Consider the following 17,535-nt stretch of genomic DNA (forward strand, 5'->3'; position numbering starts at 1 on the left):
TAGTTTCGACTGTGTGAGCGAACGATGGGACCGGGACCAGGTGCTCGGCCTCGCACCCGACGCCGCGTCCGCGAAGGCGGCGGGCGGCATCGCCGAACCGGGCAAGTGGGCCCGGACGGGGTGTGACGACGAGGCGGTGTGGGGCGAGTGCCAGGGCAGCGGACAGTCCGTCTACCGGGCGTGCGCCGACCTGACCGAGCCCGCGTTCCGGTGTTCGTGCCCGAGCCGGAAGTTCCCGTGCAAGCACGCCCTCGGGCTTCTGCTGCTGTGGGCCGACGGGACGGTGGAGAGCGGGCCGCGTCCGGGGTGGGCCGCCGAGTGGATCGAGGAGCGGCGGGAGCGCGCCGACCGGTCGGCGCAACGGCGGCCCTCGGCGGCGGCCAGGTCCAGGGACCCGAAGACCGTGGAACGGCGGGAACGGCGCGTCGACGACGGGCTCGCCGAACTCGACCAGTGGCTCCGCGACCAGGTCGCCCACGGGCTCGCGCAGGCGGACAAGGCCCCCTACCGGCTCTGGGACGACGCCGCGCGGCGGCTCGTCGACGCGCAGGCCGGCGGCCTCGCGGGGCAGGTGCGGGGGCTCGCCGCCATCCCCCGGACGCCCGGCTGGCCCGACCGCCTGCTGGAGGAGTACGCGCTGCTGCGGCTGCTCGTCCGGGCCTATCAGCGGCGGGACGAGCTGCCGGAGGGCCTGCGCGAGACCGTCCGTTCCCGTGTCGGGTTCACCGTCCCGCAGGAAGAGGTCGTCACCGGCGGGGAACGCGTCCGCGACCGCTGGTGCGTGACCGGGTCGCGTGACACCGCGCAAGACCTGCTGACCACGCGGCGGGTGTGGTTGCGGGGGCGGCGGACGGGCCGTCCCGCGCTCGTGTTGTCGTTCGCCGCGCCGGGCACGTCCCTGGACGCGTCGCTCATCGTGGGTACGGAGGTCGATGCGGAGCTGGCCTTCTTCCCCGGCGCGCAGCCGTTGCGGGCGCTGGTGGCCGAGCGGTTCGGCGCCGCCGTCCCCGGCTCGCCCGCCGGGACGCCCGTCCGGGGGTTCCTGGACGAGCACGCGGCGGCGATCGCGCTCGACCCGTGGCTGGACCGCTGGCCCGCGACGCTGGAGAACGTCCGCCTGGCCCGTGACGGAGGAGGGGACCTGTACGTGGTCGACGCGGCCGGTGACGCGCTGCCGCTCCGGATGGCGGATCCGTGGCGGCTGCTCGCCCTGTCGGGCGGCGGGCCGGTCACGATGGCCGGTGAGTGGAGCCCGCGCGGCCTGCTCCCGCTGGCCGCGTGGCACGAGGACGAGGGGACGGTGATCCTTTGACCGCGTGGAACGAGCACGTCACCGCGGCGCTTCTCGGCACCGAGCGCCGTGACCCGCCCGTCCTGCCCGATGCCCCCGGGGAGCCGGGAGACAGGGCGGGGCGGCTGCTCGACCAGGCGGCGCTGCTGGCCGTCCGGCGCCGGGCCGGGCGCGTCCCCTCGGGCGCGGCGCCCGTGCCGGTGGCGCTCGCCCCGGTGGAGAACGTCCCGGTCGTGCCGGGGCCGGCGGCGGTGCGGCTGCGGCGGATTCTGCGCGGGGAGCAGATCCGGGTGCTGCCCGAGTGGCTGGAGGCGGCGGCGGCGCGGGGCCTGCGGGTGCCCGCACAACTGCTTCCCGACCTGCTGGAACGCGGGCGCGGCGACCGGATGCTGCGGCCGTCGATCGCGCGGGCGTCCGGGCGGCGCGGCGTGTGGCTGGCGTTGCAGAACACCGACTGGGCGTACCTGGTCGGCTCCGGGGACGATCCCGGCGGCGGCCCCGACGTGTGGGAGACCGGCACGCGCAACCGGCGGATGGCCTACCTGACCGGGCTCCGCCGCACCGACCCGGAGCGGGCGAGGGAGCTGCTGCGCGGCACGTGGGCCAAGGAGCCCGCGCCCGACCGCGCGGTGTTCCTCGCCACGTTCGGGGACGGGCTGTCGCCGGACGACGAGGAGTTCCTGGAGGCGGCCCTGGAGGACCGGGGCAAGGACGTCCGGCAGCTCGCGTCCGACCTGCTCGCCCGCCTGCCCGGTTCCGCCTACGGGGAGCGGATGGCGGCGCGCGCCCGCGCCTGCCTGACCCCGGAGGTCCGCACGGTGCGCGGGCGGGAGCAGACGTGGATACGGGTCGACCCGCCGCGCGCCCACGACGAGGAGATGGCGCGTGACGGCGTCCCGTTCCATCCGAGCGGATCGTTCGCGCCGAGGAGCGGCGGCGGGCCGGTGGGGACGAGGGCCGCGTGGCTGCGCGAGATCCTCGCCCGCACTCCCCTGCCGACGTGGACGGACCTGTTCGGTTTGCCGCCCATGGAGATCGTCTGCCTCCCCATCAGCGCAGTTGCCAGGGGGTCTGGGGGGTCGTCCCCCCAGAATGAATCGGAGGCCGACGGACGCGACGTCCACATCGGGTGGGCTCGCGCCGCCCTCGGCGGGCGCGACGCCGAATGGGCGCGGGCGCTGCTCAAGGGCGGCGTCATGGTGGACGAGCCGGAGGCGCTCGCCGACCTGCTGTCCGTCCTGCCCGAGGGGGAACGGGACGCGGCGGCGGCCGACCTGATCCGCTGGGTGGAGGGGCGGCCCGACCTGCTGCGGGTCCTCGAACGGGTGCCCGGGCCGTGGACGGGCGCGCTCGCGTCGGCGGTGGTCGCGATGCTCACCGGCGGGCACGCGTCCGCGGAACGTCCCACGCGCCGCGACGAGCACCTGATCACCCAGCTGTGCCGGCTCGCCGACCAGCGGCTCGACCCCGCCACCGTGTCCCGCCTCGACATGCTCGTGGCCGAGCAGGGCGCCGCCGCCCCGCGGGCCGTGACAGAACTGATCACCACACTGCGTTTCCGCGACGAGATGCTGAAGGAGCTGGCCCTGTGACCGAAGAGCAATCGCCGGGGGGTCTGGGGGAACGTCCCTCCGGTGAGACGGCCGACGCGGTCCTGCGTCCGCATGCCGAGCAGGAGCACGCCGGTGAGCTGGCGCGGCTGGCCGAGCACGACGACCGGCCCCGGCCGCCCGGCTGGCGGCTGTCCCCGTGGGCCGTCACCACGTACCTGCTCGGCGGCGAGCTGCCCGACGGCACGGCGATCAGCCCGAAGTACGTGGGGCCGCGCCGGCTGATGGAGGTCGCGGTCGCGACGCTCGCCACCGACCGGGCGCTGCTGCTGCTCGGGGTGCCGGGGACGGCGAAGACGTGGGTGTCGGAGCATCTCGCGGCCGCCATCAGCGGCGACTCCACGCTGCTGGTGCAGGGCACGGCGGGCACGGCGGAGGAGTCGATCCGCTACGGGTGGAACTACGCGCGGCTGCTCGCCGAGGGCCCGTCCGAGAAGGCGCTGGTGGAGAGCCCGCTCATGCGCGCGATGCGGCGGGGCGCGGTCGCCCGCATCGAGGAGCTGACCCGGATGCCGTCCGACGTCCAGGACTCGCTGATCACCGTCCTGTCGGAGAAGACGCTTCCCGTGCCCGAGCTGAACACCGAGGTGCAGGCGCGCAAGGGCTTCACGGTCATCGGCACGGCCAACGACCGCGACCGGGGCGTGAACGAGCTGTCCAGCGCGCTGCGCCGCCGGTTCAACACGGTCGTGCTGCCGCTGCCGGAGTCCGCCGAGGAGGAGGTCGGCATCGTGGCGCGGCGCGTCGACCAGATCGGCGCGGGGCTGGAGCTGCCGGAGTCCCCGGCGGGCCTGGAGGAGATCCGCCGTGTCGTGACCGTGTTCCGCGAGCTGCGCTCCGGGGTGACGGGCGACGGGCGGACCAAGCTGAAGTCGCCCAGCGCGACGCTCAGCACCGCCGAGGCCATCTCGGTGATCACGAGCGGGCTGGCGCTGGCGGCGCATTTCGGGGACGGTGTGCTGAGGGCCGCGGACGTGGCCGGCGGGATCGTCGGCGCCGTCGTCCAGGACCCGGTGTCCGACCGGGTGGTCTGGCAGGAGTACCTGGAGGCGGTCGTCCGTGACCGCCCGGAATGGCGTGACTTCTACCGCGCGTGCCGGGAGGTGTCTTGAGCCACGTCGAGGTCTACGGGATCCGTCACCACGGGCCCGGCTCGGCGCGGGCGCTGCGCGGCGCCCTGGAGGAGTTCAAGCCGGACGCGGTGCTGATCGAGGGCCCGCCCGAGGCCGACCCGATCGTGGAGCTGGCCGGCGACCCGGGGATGGTGCCGCCGGTCGCGCTGCTGGCGTACTCCCCCGCCCCGGGCGACGGCGACGGCGGCCGGAAGGCGGCGTTCTGGCCGTTCGCCGAGTTCAGCCCCGAATGGCAGGCGGTCCGGTACGCCCTGGGAGCCGGTGTTCCCGTCCGATTCTGCGATCTGCCGGCCGCGAACCAGCTCATCCCGTCCCCCGAGGAGGAGCCGGAGGAGGCGGAGGAGGCCCGGCCGTCCTCGGAGGCCGCGGAGGGGATCCGGCTCGATCCGCTGGGATGGCTGGCGAAGGCCGCCGGATACGACGACGCCGAACGATGGTGGGACGACGTCGTCGAGCATCGCGGCGGCGGGCCGTCGCCGTTCCCGGCCATCGCGGAGGCCATGGCCGAGCTGCGCGAGCAGCTGGCCGCGATGCCGGAGGAGTCCGCGTCCGGCGGGCTGCCGCCCGGCCATCTGCGGCGGGAGGAGCAGCGCGAGGCGCACATGCGGCGGACGCTGCGCCGGACCCTCAAGGAGGGGCACGAACGGGTCGCCGTGGTGTGCGGCGCGTGGCATGTGCCCGCCCTCCGGGCGAAGGTCCCGGCGACCCACGACGACCGGACCCTGCGCGGGCTGGCGAAGGCGAAGGTCGCGATGACGTGGGTGCCGTGGACGCACGGGCGGCTCGCGGGGCGCTCCGGCTACGGCGCGGGCGTCCGGTCCCCCGGCTGGTACCACCACCTGTTCACGGCCCGCGACCGCCCGATCGAGCGGTGGCTCACCGCCGCCGCCCGCGTCCTGCGCGACGAGGACCTGCACGTCTCCTCGGCGCACGTGATCGAGGCCGTCCGGCTCGCCGAGGCCCTCGCCGCGCTGCGGGGACGTCCGCTGGCCGGGCTGGACGAGGTCACGGAGGCGACCCGGGCGGTCCTGTGCGAGGGCGCCGACCTGCCGGTCGAGCTGATCCAGCGGCGCATGGTGGTCGGCGAGCGGCTCGGCGCCGTCCCGGAACGGACCCCGATGGTGCCGCTGCAGCGCGACCTGCAGGCCGAGCAGCGGCGGCTGCGGCTCCGGCCGTCCGCGCTCGACAAGGAGCAGGACCTCGACCTCCGCAAACCCACGGACCTGGAGCGCAGCCGCCTGCTGCACCGCCTCCGACTCCTGGACGTCGACTGGGGCGTCCCGTCCGACACGGGCCGTTCCAAGGGCACGTTCCGGGAGACGTGGACGCTGGCGTGGCGGCCCGAGTTCGACGTCGAGCTGATCGAGGCCAGCGTGTGGGGCACCACCGTGCGCGGGGCGACCACGGCCCGCGCCGAGGCGTTGGCCGAGCACGCCACGGCGCTCGCCGACCTGACGTCGGTGGCCGAACGCTGCCTGCTCGCCGACCTCGGCGACGCGCTGCCCACGGTCATGCGCGCCCTCGCCGACCGGGCCGCGGTGGACACCGACGTGGCGCATCTGATGTCCGCCATGCCCGCCCTGGTCCGCGCGCTGCGCTACGGCGACGTGCGCGACACGTCCACGGGCCCGCTCCGCACGGTCGTGGACGGCCTCGTCGTCCGGATCTGCGTCGGGCTCCCGCCGGCGATCACCGGGCTGGACGACGACGCCGCCCGCGAGTTCCTCGCCCACGTCGACGACGTGCACGGCGCCCTGTCGCTCCTGGCCGAGGAAGGCCACATCGAGCGGTGGCGCCGCACCCTGGAAGGTCTCCTCGTCCGGCCGGACGCCCTGCACGGCCTGATCGAGGGGCGCCTCACTCGGCTCCTCCTCGACGCGGGCCGCCTGCACGACGCGCCCGACCGGATGGCGCGGGCCGTGTCCGCCGGCGCCGCCCCCGACCGCGCCGCGGCCTGGGTGGAGGGCTTCCTGTCCGGCGGCGCGCTGATCCTCAAGCACGACGACGCCCTCCTCCGCCTCGTCGACGACTGGATCGCCGGCCTCCCGGACGACTCGTTCACCGACGTGCTCCCCCTGCTGCGCCGCACCTTCGGCGCCTACGCCGACGCCGAACGCCGGTCCATCGGCGAGCGGCTCCGCCGCCTGGACCAGGCCCCGGCCGTCTCGTCCCAGCCCCTTGAGGAGGGCGTCGACGAGACCCGCGCGGCCCCCGCGGCCGCGACGACCCTGCACATCCTCGGCTGGAGGGATCTTCGTGAGCGATGAGGCGGCGGCCGGGGACGACCGGCTGCGGCGGTGGCGTCTCGTCCTCGGCGGTGAGCGGGCCGACGGGACCGGGGTGTCGCTCACCGGCGACGACGCGCGGATGGACGGGGCGCTGGAGAAGCTCTACGGGGCCGGCGGCGGTGGGGGCCGGCCGCGGCCGGGCCGGCGCAGCGCCGGGCTCGGGGATTCGGCGCCGTCGGTGGCGCGGTGGCTCGGCGACATCCGCGCGTACTTCCCGTCGAGCGTCGTGCAGGTCATGCAGAAGGACGCGATCGAGCGGCTCGACCTCACCCGGCTGCTGCTGGAGCCGGAGATGCTGGACGCCGTCGAACCGGACGTCCACCTGGTCGGGACGCTGCTGTCGCTGAACCGGGTGATGCCCGACCGGGCCAGGGAGTCCGCGCGGGCGGTGGTGCGCACGGTCGTCCGCGATCTGGAGCGGAGGCTGGCGCAGAAGACGCGGTCGGCGATCGGCGGGGCCCTCGACCGGTCGGCGCGGGTGCTGCGGCCGAGGCGGCTCGCCGACGTCGACTGGGAGCGGACGATCCGCGCGAACCTGCGCCACTACCTGCCCGAGCACGGGACGCTCGTCCCCGAGCGGCTCGTCGGGTACGGGCGGCGGCGGCAGGCCGTCGAACGGGACGTGATCCTCGCGATCGACCAGAGCGGGTCGATGGCGGCGTCGGTGGTGTACGCGAGCGTGTTCGGGGCGGTGCTGGCGTCGATGCGGTCGCTGCGGACGTCGCTGGTGGTGTTCGACACCAGCGTCGCCGACCTGACCGGGCAGCTGCACGACCCGGTTGAGGTGCTGTTCGGGACGCAGCTCGGCGGCGGCACCGACATCAACCGGGCCGTCGCGTACTGCCAGGGCCTGGTGGCGCGGCCGGACGACACGATCCTCGTGCTGATCAGCGACCTGTACGAGGGCGGCGTGCGCGAGGAGCTGCTGCGGCGGGTGGCGGCGCTGACGTCGGCGGGCGTGCAGGTCGTGGTGCTGCTCGCCCTGTCGGACGAGGGCGCGCCCGCCTACGACCATGAGAACGCGGCGGCGCTGGCCGCGCTGGGCGTGCCCGCGTTCGCGTGCACACCGGACGCGTTCCCCGGGCTGATGGCCGCCGCGATCGAGCGCCGCGACCTGAGGGAGTGGTCGGAGCGGCGTGCCCCGGGAGCCGCGTCAGCCGGATGACCTCGACAGGCCGCGGGCGAGGAGGACCACGACGACGGCGGTCACGGCGGCGTGCCCGGCGAGCGCGGACGCCTGGATCTCGACGAGCGCGCCCCACGCGCCCCACATCGCGACGCGGACGACACGGGCGGCCATCACCGTCCACGCGGCGGGGCGGCTGCCGCGCCAGGCGAGGATCGCCGCCACCAGCGTGACCACCGCCACCACGGCGAACGAGGACGCCACCACCGGCAGCATCCCGCCCCGGGCGCCTTCGCTGAGGGACGGCCTGGCGATCAGGATGGCGAGGGCGGCGACGTCCAGCGCCGCGAGGAGACCCGCGAGGAGGAGGCCGGTCACCAGCGCCGGGCCGCGCCGGAGGGACCGGCGCGGTGGCCGCGGTGGGGCCGCCGGGCCCGGCGCGCCGGCGTCCTGCGGCCACGGTTCCCGCCATGTCTCCGGCTCTCCGGGGTCGTGGACGAACGGCGGGCCGCCGTCCGGCGCCGGCTGCCGGATCGTCGCCGGGTCCGCGTCCCGGGCCGGCCCGGCGGTGGTGCCGGCGGTGGGGCCCGGCGCGGGGGCCGTGAAACCGGGGGCCTGGACGGTCGGGCCGGGCACCGCGGCCGTGGGGCCGGCAAGGTGCTCGGTCGGCATCTCCAGGCGGGCGCTCCCGTCGCGTTCGCCGAGGAGCCACAGCAGGACGTCCTCGGAGGCCGGGCGGGCCTTCGGGTCCTTGGCGAGGCACGCGGCGGCGACCTCGGCGAGCGGGCCCGGCAGCGCGCCCAGGTCGGGCGTCTCGTGCATGATCTTGTACATGACGGCGGGCAGCGGGCCGCCCGCGAAGGGGTCGCGGCCGGTGGCGGCGAACAGCAGGGTCCCCGCCCAGGCGAACAGGTCGGTCGCGGGCCCGACGCGGCCGGAGAACTGCTCGGGCGCCATGTAGGCGGGGGTGCCGACGACCTGGCTGGTCAGGGTGGAGCCGCCGTCGAACGCGCGGGCGATGCCGAAGTCGATCACGCGCGGCCCGTCCGGCCCCATGAGGACGTTCTGCGGCTTGAAGTCGCGGTGCACGACGTTCGCGCGGTGGATGGCCGACAGCGCCGTCACCGAGCTGATGGCGAGGCGGTCGAGGTCGGCGCCCGTGCGCGGCCCCTCCTCGTGGACGAGCGTGCGCAGCGACCGTCCCGGTATGTACTCGCTGACGATGTAGGGGCGGTCGCCGGCCATGTCGGCGGCGAGCATCTGCGCGGTGCAGAACCCGGCGACGCGCTGCAGCAGCGCCAGCTCGCGGACGAACCGTTCCCGCGCGCCGGCGTCGCCGAGAAGCTGGGTGTGCAGGAGCTTGACGGCGACGCGGGACGGCCGGGCGCCGGGCTCCGCCGGGCGGCCGAGGTACACCACGCCCTGCCCGCCGGTGCCGATCCGGCCGAGCAGTTCCCAGCCGCCGAGGCGGGTCGGATCGGCCGCGGTGAGAGGAATCGGGCTCGCCATTCGTACCCCCGTCGGGTCCCCCGATACCGGCCGGGCGGCCGGCGAAAAAATTTCCGGCATTCCACCGGGCACAAATCCACTCCGCCCGGCATCAAAGAGTATAGGTACGGGGAGCCCGGATCGGGAGAGACGGAACATGACTGAGATCCATTCGATAATTGCCCGGCGCAGGGGGACGGCCGGGCCGCTGGCGGGGTCGGTCGCGGCCCTGGCGCTGGCGGCGGCAACGCTTTCCGGGTGCGGGGACGCGGGGGCGACCATCACCCGGCTGACGGTGGGAACGCCGGGCCCGGATCCGTACACGCTGGCGTCCGGCACCGACAAGACCGATGTCAAGGAGCGGCCGCGGGCGGGCGGGACCACGACGGGCGACTCCCCCGGCCTGTACGGCGGGACGCGGCGGGAGGCGACGTGCGACCCGCAGAAGCTGGTCGCGTTCCTGCAGGCGAATCCCGAGAAGGCGAAGGCCTGGGCGGGCGTGCTGGGCATCCCGGTGAGCGACATCCCGCGGTACGTGTCGCGGCTGACGCCGGTGCTGCTGCGCACCGACACGCTGGTCACCAACCACGGCTACCGCGACGGGCGGGCGACGAGCGGGCCCGCCGTCCTCCAAGCCGGAATGGGCGTTATGGTCAATGGGTACGGGGTGCCCACGGTGAAGTGCAATTGCGGGAATCCCCTGACCCAGCCGGAGAAAAAGATCTCCCCGGACGACGCGTCCTACACTGGCCGATCCTGGCCGGGATTCGAGGAGCGGAATGTGACCGAGATCCGCCCGAGGGAATCCAGGAAGGGCACGATCGTCACGTTCGTCCTCGTCGATCCGGAGGGCACGATGGGGTTCGAGCGGCCCCGCGCCACCGAGGGGGAGGCCGACGGGCCGCCGACCGAGTTGCCGCCGACGGAGACCGAGGTCCCGACCAGCGACTCGCCGTCGCCGTACGATTCCGGTCTGGAGTCCCCCTGGACGGGGTCGCCGGGCACCGAGACGCCCGGCACCGACCCGACGGGCACCGGCACGCCGTCGCCCGGCGCCGGGGACGACTCCCCCGCCTCACCGGGCTTGACCTCGAACGACCCGGGTACGGGCAACGGCGGGGATCCTTCGGGCGAGCGCACCGGGGGGACGGGGCGGCCCGGCGACGAGCCGGTCGGCGCGGTCTCGCTGCCGCCGTCCGAGGAGCCGGCCCCGTCGATCTCCTGAGATCCTCTGCGGTATATTTGCTCATATGAGCAGTACTTCAGATGTCACACCCGGCGCGGTGCCCGGCACGGCGCCCGCCCCAGTGCCCGCCCCAGCGCCCGCCGAGGCGTGCGCCGTCCGGGTGGTCGACCCTGAGAAGGTCGCCATCGTCACCGCCGCCCTGCCGGGCGCCGAGACGATCGCCGAGCTGGCGCAGGTGTTCGGGCTGCTGTCCGATCCCGGGCGGCTACGGGTGATCACCGCGCTGCTCGAAGGGGGAGAGATGTGCGTGTGCGACATCGCCGCGTCCTGCGGGCACTCGGAGTCGGCGGTCTCGCACGCGCTGCGCCTGCTGCGCGCCAACCGCGTCGTCCGCGTCCGCAGGGACGGCCGGATGGCCTACTACCGGCTGGACGACTCGCACGTCCGGATGCTGCTCGATCTCGCCCTCACCCACATCGGCCACGGGGAGGAAGGCACATGATCGGGGACCGGGGGAACGGGCCGGGCCGGCACCGGAACGGGCGTGACCACGGGCACGGGCACGGCGTGTCGGCGGGCGCCGACCGGCGGCTGCTGGGCGCCGCGCTGGCGCTGATCCTCGTCTTCATGGCCGGCGAGGTGGTCATCGGCTTCATCGCCGGGTCGCTGGCGCTGATCACCGACGCGGCGCACATGATGACCGACGCGTTCGCGATCGCGCTGGCCCTGGTCGCGATGCGCATCGCGGCACGTCCGCCGAAGGGCGGCTTCACCTACGGGCTGCGCCGCGCCGAGATCCTGTCGGCGCAGCTCAACGGGCTGACCCTGATATTGCTCACCGTCTACTTCGTCTACGAGGGCGTCCGGCGGCTGATCGAGCCGCACGCCGTCGAAGGCCAGTTCGTGTTCTGGACGGCCCTGGCCGGCATCGCGGTCAACATCGCGGCGACCATGCTGATCAGCAGGGCCGACCGGCGCAGCCTGAACGTCGAGGGCGCGTTCCAGCACATCCTCAACGACCTGTTCGCGTTCATCTCCACCGCCATCGCGGGCCTGGTCGTGTGGACGACCGGCTTCGTCCGCGCCGACGCGATCGCCTCGCTGGTGGTGGCCGCGCTGATGCTCAAGGCCGGGTACGGGCTGCTGCGGGACGCGGGCAGGGTGCTCATGGAGGCCGCGCCGGCGGGCATCGACCCGTCCGAACTCGGTACCCGGCTCGCCGGGCGCCCCTGCGTGGAGGAGGTCCACGACCTGCACGTGTGGGAGGTCAGCTCCGGCTACCCGGCGCTGTCGGCGCACGTGCTCGTCGACACCGGGGGCGACTGCCACGCCGTCCGCCGCGACCTGCAGGAGCTGCTGCGCGCCTCGTACGGGATCACCCACACGACCTTGGAGGTCGACCATGTGGACGACCCCACCGGCGCCGGGGACGGCCACTGCGACGACCCGCACGGCCCCCGCCACGTCGGCGACGCGGCGAGACCCCACGAACACGCCGGCCCCACGCCCTGCGACCACTAGACACGTACGACCAGATCCGTACGACGTTCAGGTGCGGGGCGCCGCCCTTCGAGCACGGCGATGAGGGCGGCACGCCGCAGGTCGGCGGGCCGCGGCGGGCCGTCGTCGTGAGGGCCACGGGGACGGCGGCCCGCCGCGGGTCGTCGAACGGCGTCAGGTGCAGGCGGCGCCGTTGACCCTGAAGGCGGACGGGGGCGGGTTCGCGTCCGCGCTCGACCCGTTGAAGCCGATCGTCACCGAGCCTCCCGGCTGGATCGCGCCGTTCCAGTCCAGGTTCCGGGCCGTGACGTTCTCACCGTCCTGCGTCCACGAGGCGTTCCAGCCGTGGGTGACCCGCTGGCCGGCGGGGAACGCGAACTGCAGCGCCCACCCGGGGAAGGGCGAGGTGCCCGTGTTCGTGACGGTGACCTGCGCGGTGAAGCCCGAGCCCCACTCGCTCTGGATGGAATAGTCCACCTCGCACGCCGAGGCGGCCGGGCCGTCGTCCGCCGGGATCTCGACCAGCGTGACCGAGGAGGCCGGGAACGTCTCGGTGAATCCGTCCGAACCGACGGCGACGTCGTCGTCACGCTCGATCGCCGACAGGTCGTCCGCGCTGTAGCGGTAGACCTCGGCGGGAGCGGACCCCGACCGCCCGGCGATCGACACCGTGCTGGTGAGGTCGTCGGTGAGCGACTTGTTGACGACCATCAGGGTGAGCGCCTCGTCGGAGGCGCGCTCGGCCGCGTACACCGCCAGTTCGCCCTGGTCGGCGCTCGCCGCCTGGACGGACGTGTCGCCGAAGGCGGAGCCGGCGCCGTCGTAGTCCAGGTACATGCGGAAGGCGAAGGCGCCGGGATCGGCCGCGCTCGGCGGGCTCCACAGCGTGGCCAGGTCCAGGCCCTCGCGCCCGAAGATGCCGAGGACGTCCGCCTGTGCCAGCGCGCCGTTGATGTGGCCGAGGGCACCCCAGTTGTACTCGGTGATCGCCAGTTTCGTGCCCGGATAGTTCTCGTCCACCAGCTCCTGCATGCGCGGGATGTACTGGATCGGCTCGTTGATCCAGCTTTCGTCCACGTAGGTCGGGTCCCAGAGCTGGCGGGTCGAGCGCAGCCGGAGCTCCTGGGTCTCGGCGTCGCCGGGTTCACTGAGCGCCACCCCGGTCTGCTGCGGATACAGGTGCTCGTCGAAGTAGTCGAGGATCCGGACGCCGTGCTCTTCCTCGTACGCGTTCATTTCCTTGAGGTACCAGGCCGCGAACGGCACACCGCCGTGCGCGGCGCGGTCCGGCGGGTCGGACCAGCAGTCGCCGCCCTCCCGGTCGCAGGTCTGCTTGTCCAGCCCGGACAGCGTCAGCGACTGGTAGCCCCAGCCGACCGGCCCGAGCGTCTTCGCGCCGGGGTCGGCGGCCTTGACGGCGGAGGCGATCGCGTACGTCTGCGCGCGCATCTCGTCGTAGCCGGCGCCCTCCGGGTGGACGTCGCGGTGCGTGTGGTGCCAGAGATCGGGTTCGTTGTCGAGGTTGTAGAAGCGGACGCCGCCGTCGGCCGCCTTCCCGTACTTGCCGGTCAGGTGGGCCAGCCAGTCGGTGACGTACTCGGGCCCGGCCGGGACGCTGGTGTCGTGCGGGTCGTTGCCGATGACGTTCGTGCCGTCCGGCTTGACTCCGTTGCCGCAGTCGGGGCGCCACTCGGTGTCGGCGGCCTCCTGCGGCCCGTACTTCTCGATGCTGAAACCGCAGGCGTAGTCGCGGGCCTTGGGCGTCCAGCCGATCAGCGGGACGGTCAGGATCGTGCCGGTGCCGGTGCGCCGGTCCTGCTCGGTGAACTGGTCGGTCTCGGAACCGTCGGGGAGCCGCTCGGGATCGGGTGCGGGGCCCGGCACGTTCTCGAAGTACCAGTCCGAGCCCCGGTTCGTCGTGTCGTAGAGGTAGTTGTAGCGCGTGGTGGCGTTGCCGCCCCACCGCCGGACGGGGAGCCCCAGGTCCGCGGCGAGTTCCTCGTCGGCGAAGTTCATGCCGTAGATGTAGGGGCTGATGGCGTGGCGCCCGGCGGCGGGGTCGACGGTCAGCGCGGGCCCGTCCGCGGCCTGCGCCGGCAACGCCCCCAGCGGCAGCAGCGCCGCGGACAGGGCGGCGGCGAGCCATGCTCGTCGGGTCATGTCACACCTCGCACGGCTGGTCGTTGAGGTCGAACGCGCCGGGCGCGGCGGCCGCCGCGCCGGTGGCGCTGAAGCCGACCGTGACGGAGGCGCCGGGTGCGATCGCGGAGTTCCAGTCCAGGCCGGTGGCGGCCACGTCGTCGCCGTCCTGCGACCACGTCGCGCTCCAGCCCTGGCTGATCCGCTGGTCGCCGGGGAACGCGAACGCCAGCGTCCAGCCGTTCACGGCCGCCGGACCGCTGTTGGTGATGGTGACCTGGGCGTTGAAGCCGCCGTCCCAGCTGCTCTGCACCGCGTAGCCGACCTCGCAGGAGATCTCCGGCGTGCCGGGATCGCCGCCCGGATCGCCGCCCGGATCGCCGCCCGGATCGCCGCCCGGGTCGCCGGCGCCGAGCAGGTACGGGTCGAGGTAGGACTGCTTGCCGGTGTCGACGGTCGTCCAGTCGCCGTTGAGGATGCCGCCCGTGTCACCGGAGTTGGGATTCCACGACCAGAAGGTGAAGGAGATCCCGCCGGTGCCCTCGCCGAGGTAGGCCATCAGCGTGCGCAGCCAGGTCTGGTCGCGCGGGTCGGCGAGCGTCGTCCCGAACTCGCCGAGCAGGACGGGTGCCACATCGCTCTTGTGGAGGTAGCCCCAGTTCCTGTCCCAGATCCCGGCGAGGTTGGACGGGAAGCTCGGATCCTCGAACCACGGCTGCCGGTGCACGGACGTGGCGTAGTCGTGCGCGGAGTAGACGAGCCGGTCCGGGACGTCCAGCCGTACCGGGTGCTCCGCCGCGCCCTGCAGGTTGCCGCCCCACCAGTACGGGTCGTTCTCGTAGCTGTCGACGCCCTCGACGATGATCAGCCAGTCGGGGTTGGCTCCGAGGATGGCGTTGCCGGCCCGTTCGGCGGCGAGCCGCCAGTCCCGCGCCCGGTCGCCGCAGCCCCAGCAGGCCGGTTCGCGCGGCTCGTTGTGCAGGTCCGCCCCGATGACCGTGGTGTTGCCCGCGTAGTGCTCGGCCAGCATCGTCCAGTCGGAGATCCAGCGCGACTCCGGGTAGGCGTCGGTGTACCAGAGCGCTGACTGGGCGGCCGCGCCGGGCCGGTGCCGGTCGAGGACGACCTTGAGCCCGAGCCCGCCCGCGTACTCGATGATCTCGTCGAGGATCTGCAGGCCGTCCAGCCCGCTGAGCCCGGGGTTCTTGTAGTAGTCGATGCCGTTCGGTGTGCTCCCGGAGTCGAAGAGCTCGTTGGAGTACGGGAGCCGCAGCGTGTTGTACCCGAGGCCCTCGATCTGGTCGAGCATGTCCTTGTAGTTGCGGGTCCAGAGCCCGTGCGGCGTGTGGTTGGACGTCTCGGCGCCGAACCAGTTGATGCCCGTCATGCGCACCGGCCGCCCGTTCGCGTCGAGCAGCTGCCGGCCGTCGGTGTGCCAGTACCCGGTGCCGGCGGCGGCGCGGGCCGCCCCCGGCACGGCGGGGACGAACACCAGCGCCAGCAGCGCGGCCAGGATGAGCGGGACGAGGCGGTGCGGTCTCTGAGGCAGGATCATGGATCGCTCTCCTCCGCCCGGCCGTCAGCCGGCCGTGCAGGTGACGGCGGGTGTGCCGGGGGCCGGGCCGCTGCCCTGGAATCCGAAGCTCGTCGAGCCGTCTTCGGGGACGGCGCCGTTGTAGTTCGCGTTCTCGGCGTGGACGTCGGCACCGCTCTGGGTGACGGTGGCGTTCCAGCCGTTCACGATCTGCTGGCCGCCGCCGAACGTCCAGTCGGCGGACCAGCCGGACAGCGGCTCGTCCCCGGTGTTGGTGACGGTCACGGTGGCGGTGAATCCGCCGTTCCAGGAGTTGTCGGTGCGCAGGGACGCCGAGCACGCCCGCCCGTCCGTGGGCGGGTCCGTCGGCGGGGTGGTGGTGCCGCCGACCTCGACGGAGAACGAGTTCGTCGTCAGGCCGGTCCCGCCCTGCCAGATCTCGAATCCGGCCTCGACGTCGATGAGGTACCAGTCCTCTTCGACGGAACCGCGCGACACGGCGTCTCTGGTGAAGGCCCGCAGGTCGATGTCGTCGACCGATGTGGTGCCGCCGGTGCGCACGTAGGCGATGTAGCGCCAGTCCATCTGGGTGGTCCAGACGTCCCAGGTGGCGCCGGAGATCTGCACGCCGCTCGCGATGCGGGTCCCGGCGGGCTGGACGGGGCCCTGGTAGTCCAGCCAGATCATCATCTCCGCGCCGTCCGGGGCCTCGGACGTCGTGGGCGTGGTGTTGTACCAGAGGTCGTAGGCCACGTTGTACGCGCCCGACCCGGTGACGGTCGTGCTCCAGTCGCTCGTGACGGAGGGCATGTCGCCGTCGACCTGGACCGGCAGGCCGCTGTCGGTGGTGCACTGACCCCAGTGGCAGCCCTTGAAGAGGGACGGGTACGCGGCCGGGGCACCGCTGGTGGAGTTCTCGTGTGCGGCCGAGTCGACCGTGAAGGACGTGCCGTCCACCGTGATGCACTGCGGGGTCTCCGCGCCCCAGATGTTGTTCTGGGCGATGTACTCGCCGCCGTTGACGGAGACCGTGTCGGTGGCTCCGCACAGTTGCGTCGCGGCGTCGGCGGGCGCGACGAGGGAGACGAGGGTCAGGGGGACCGCCAGCAGGGCCGCGGCGAGGGCGACACGGCCTTTCAGTGCGGCTCGGCCTTTTGGAGCGGCTCGGCCTTTCAGACGCGCTTTCATGCGGGGACCTCATTCGGTGAACGCGCAGTGGGAGCGCTCCCAAAATCTCGGCCGCCGCCGGAACTGTCAAGAACGCCGATCGCGTCCCGCCGCGGAATGACCGATGACCAGCCGTCCGGCATGAAAACTCATGAAACGGCGGCCTTTTCGGTCACGACAGGCCGAAAAACGCGGCGGGGCCGTGCCAGCAGACGGCGCGGAGCCAGTCGTCGCCGAGGTCGAGCGCGGCCAGCGCCTCCAGCTGGTGCGCGTACTCGTAGGGGATGTTGGGGAAGTCGGTGCCGAGCAGGATGCGCCCGTCCAGCCCGAGGTCGCGCAGGAGGGGCATCAGCGCCGCGGGGAAGGCGCCCAGCTCGCCGAAGCTGGTGAAGGTCATCGTCGTGTCCAGGTGGACGCGCTCGTAGCGGCCGGCGAGGGCGAAGAAGCCGTCGAACTCCGGCGCGCCCAGGTGCGCGACGATCGTGGTCAGCCGCGGATGGCGGGCGAGGACCTCGCCGAACGGCCCCGGGCCCGTGTAGCCGTTGGCGACCGGGCCCGACCCGGCGTGGACGAGGGCGGGCACCCCCGCCTCGGCGAGCATCCCCCACACCGGGTCCAGTTCCTTGGCGCGGGGGTCGAACCCGCCGACCTGGAGGTGGACCTTGAAGAGCCGGGCACCGCCGTCCAGCGCGCGGCCCACATAGTCCTCGACGCCCGGCTCGGGGAAGAACGTCGCGGTCTGGACGCATTCGGGGACGCGCGCCGCGAACCCGGCGCCCCACTCGTTCAGCGACTCGGCCATGCCGTGACGGTGCGGGTACACCAGCGAGGTGAACGCGCGGACGCCGAGGCCGCGCAGGAACGCCAGCCGCTCCTCCTCCGAATCCCGGTACCGGATGGGCCACTCGGTGCCGATCAGCGGACCCGCCTCGTCGAAGTACTCCCAGACCGCGCTCATCAGCCGCTGCGGCATGAAATGAACGTGCACGTCGAAGATGCCGGGCAGGCCGAGCGCCCGCCAGAACGCCGGGACATCTGAATCAGAACGAGGTTCGGTCACGTCCCGACCCTAG

Annotated in this window: 13 protein-coding genes; 8 read left to right on the forward strand and 5 right to left on the reverse strand. The window is 73.7% G+C overall.

What is annotated here, in order from left to right:
• Positions 1-13 precede the first annotated feature (13 nt).
• Genes ACTWPP_RS08075 through ACTWPP_RS08095 form a run of 5 tightly spaced genes read left to right on the forward strand, consistent with a single transcriptional unit; the run spans position 14 to position 7,487 of the window.
• Positions 14-1,312, forward strand: a complete 1,299-nt coding sequence (locus ACTWPP_RS08075; protein ID WP_443103484.1) for an SWIM zinc finger family protein — start codon at positions 14-16, stop codon at positions 1,310-1,312.
• The gene (locus ACTWPP_RS08080; RefSeq protein ID WP_443103485.1) at positions 1,309-2,883 is read left to right on the forward strand and encodes a DUF5691 domain-containing protein; all 1,575 of its coding nucleotides are present in this window, start codon (positions 1,309-1,311) and stop codon (positions 2,881-2,883) included. The genes ACTWPP_RS08075 and ACTWPP_RS08080 overlap by 4 nt, the downstream gene beginning before the upstream one ends.
• The gene (locus ACTWPP_RS08085) at positions 2,880-4,013 is read left to right on the forward strand and encodes an ATP-binding protein (RefSeq protein ID WP_443103486.1); all 1,134 of its coding nucleotides are present in this window, start codon (positions 2,880-2,882) and stop codon (positions 4,011-4,013) included. The genes ACTWPP_RS08080 and ACTWPP_RS08085 overlap by 4 nt, the downstream gene beginning before the upstream one ends.
• The gene (locus ACTWPP_RS08090; RefSeq protein ID WP_443103487.1) at positions 4,010-6,301 is read left to right on the forward strand and encodes a DUF5682 family protein; all 2,292 of its coding nucleotides are present in this window, start codon (positions 4,010-4,012) and stop codon (positions 6,299-6,301) included. The genes ACTWPP_RS08085 and ACTWPP_RS08090 overlap by 4 nt, the downstream gene beginning before the upstream one ends.
• Entirely contained in the window at positions 6,291-7,487 is a 1,197-nt protein-coding gene (locus tag ACTWPP_RS08095; protein ID WP_443103488.1) for a VWA domain-containing protein, read from the forward strand. The genes ACTWPP_RS08090 and ACTWPP_RS08095 overlap by 11 nt, the downstream gene beginning before the upstream one ends.
• Here the strand turns inward: ACTWPP_RS08095 and ACTWPP_RS08100 are convergent.
• Positions 7,476-8,957 carry a protein kinase domain-containing protein gene (locus tag ACTWPP_RS08100; RefSeq protein WP_443103489.1) on the reverse strand — a complete coding sequence of 494 codons (1,482 nt, stop codon included), beginning with the start codon at positions 8,955-8,957 and terminating at the stop codon, positions 7,476-7,478. The genes ACTWPP_RS08095 and ACTWPP_RS08100 overlap by 12 nt on opposite strands.
• 136 nt (positions 8,958-9,093) lie before the next feature.
• Between ACTWPP_RS08100 and ACTWPP_RS08105 the strand changes: the two genes are divergently transcribed.
• Genes ACTWPP_RS08105 through ACTWPP_RS08115 form a run of 3 tightly spaced genes read left to right on the forward strand, consistent with a single transcriptional unit; the run spans position 9,094 to position 11,643 of the window.
• Positions 9,094-10,161, forward strand: a complete 1,068-nt coding sequence (locus ACTWPP_RS08105; RefSeq protein WP_443103490.1) for a DUF6777 domain-containing protein — start codon at positions 9,094-9,096, stop codon at positions 10,159-10,161.
• Positions 10,162-10,186: 25 nt separating this feature from the next.
• A complete protein-coding gene (locus ACTWPP_RS08110) occupies positions 10,187-10,624 on the forward strand; it encodes an ArsR/SmtB family transcription factor (RefSeq protein WP_443103491.1) in 438 nt (145 codons plus the stop codon).
• The gene (locus tag ACTWPP_RS08115; RefSeq protein WP_443103492.1) at positions 10,621-11,643 is read left to right on the forward strand and encodes a cation diffusion facilitator family transporter; all 1,023 of its coding nucleotides are present in this window, start codon (positions 10,621-10,623) and stop codon (positions 11,641-11,643) included. Before ACTWPP_RS08110 ends, ACTWPP_RS08115 begins: the two co-directional genes overlap by 4 nt.
• A gap of 153 nt (positions 11,644-11,796) precedes the next feature.
• On the opposite strand, the gene ACTWPP_RS08120 is transcribed toward ACTWPP_RS08115, so the two are convergent.
• The 4 genes from ACTWPP_RS08120 to ACTWPP_RS08135 all read right to left on the reverse strand — a co-directional run bounded on the left by ACTWPP_RS08120 (position 11,797) and on the right by ACTWPP_RS08135 (position 17,522).
• Positions 11,797-13,782 (reverse strand): glycoside hydrolase family 44 protein, encoded by a 1,986-nt coding sequence (locus ACTWPP_RS08120; RefSeq protein ID WP_443103493.1) that lies wholly within the window; start codon positions 13,780-13,782, stop codon positions 11,797-11,799.
• A 1-nt stretch (position 13,783) separates the two neighbouring features.
• Positions 13,784-15,316: a cellulase family glycosylhydrolase gene (locus ACTWPP_RS08125; protein WP_443103494.1), complete on the reverse strand. Its 1,533-nt coding sequence runs from the start codon at positions 15,314-15,316 to the stop codon at positions 13,784-13,786.
• A 24-nt stretch (positions 15,317-15,340) separates the two neighbouring features.
• On the reverse strand, positions 15,341-16,483 hold the full coding sequence (locus ACTWPP_RS08130; RefSeq protein WP_443103495.1) for a GH12 family glycosyl hydrolase domain-containing protein: 1,143 nt from the start codon (positions 16,481-16,483) through the stop codon (positions 15,341-15,343).
• A 151-nt stretch (positions 16,484-16,634) separates the two neighbouring features.
• Positions 16,635-17,522 carry an amidohydrolase family protein gene (locus ACTWPP_RS08135; protein WP_443103496.1) on the reverse strand — a complete coding sequence of 296 codons (888 nt, stop codon included), beginning with the start codon at positions 17,520-17,522 and terminating at the stop codon, positions 16,635-16,637.
• Positions 17,523-17,535: the final 13 nt, after the last annotated feature.

The organism is Actinomadura sp. 3N407 (assembly GCF_052245875.1).
In the GTDB taxonomy this organism is placed as follows: Bacteria; Actinomycetota; Actinomycetes; order Streptosporangiales; family Streptosporangiaceae; genus Spirillospora.

Excerpts from the sequence above, each read along its gene's own strand:
- ACTWPP_RS08125 (WP_443103494.1), bottom strand. The coding sequence starts at position 15,316 with ATGATCCTGCCTCAGAGACCGCACCGCCTCGTCCCGCTCATCCTGGCC.
- ACTWPP_RS08100 (WP_443103489.1), bottom strand. The coding sequence starts at position 8,957 with ATGGCGAGCCCGATTCCTCTCACCGCGGCCGATCCGACCCGCCTCGGC.
- ACTWPP_RS08120 (WP_443103493.1), bottom strand. The coding sequence starts at position 13,782 with ATGACCCGACGAGCATGGCTCGCCGCCGCCCTGTCCGCGGCGCTGCTG.
- ACTWPP_RS08105 (WP_443103490.1), top strand. The coding sequence starts at position 9,094 with ATGACTGAGATCCATTCGATAATTGCCCGGCGCAGGGGGACGGCCGGG.
- ACTWPP_RS08110 (WP_443103491.1), top strand. The coding sequence starts at position 10,187 with ATGAGCAGTACTTCAGATGTCACACCCGGCGCGGTGCCCGGCACGGCG.
- ACTWPP_RS08115 (WP_443103492.1), top strand. The coding sequence starts at position 10,621 with ATGATCGGGGACCGGGGGAACGGGCCGGGCCGGCACCGGAACGGGCGT.
- ACTWPP_RS08130 (WP_443103495.1), bottom strand. The coding sequence starts at position 16,483 with ATGAAAGCGCGTCTGAAAGGCCGAGCCGCTCCAAAAGGCCGAGCCGCA.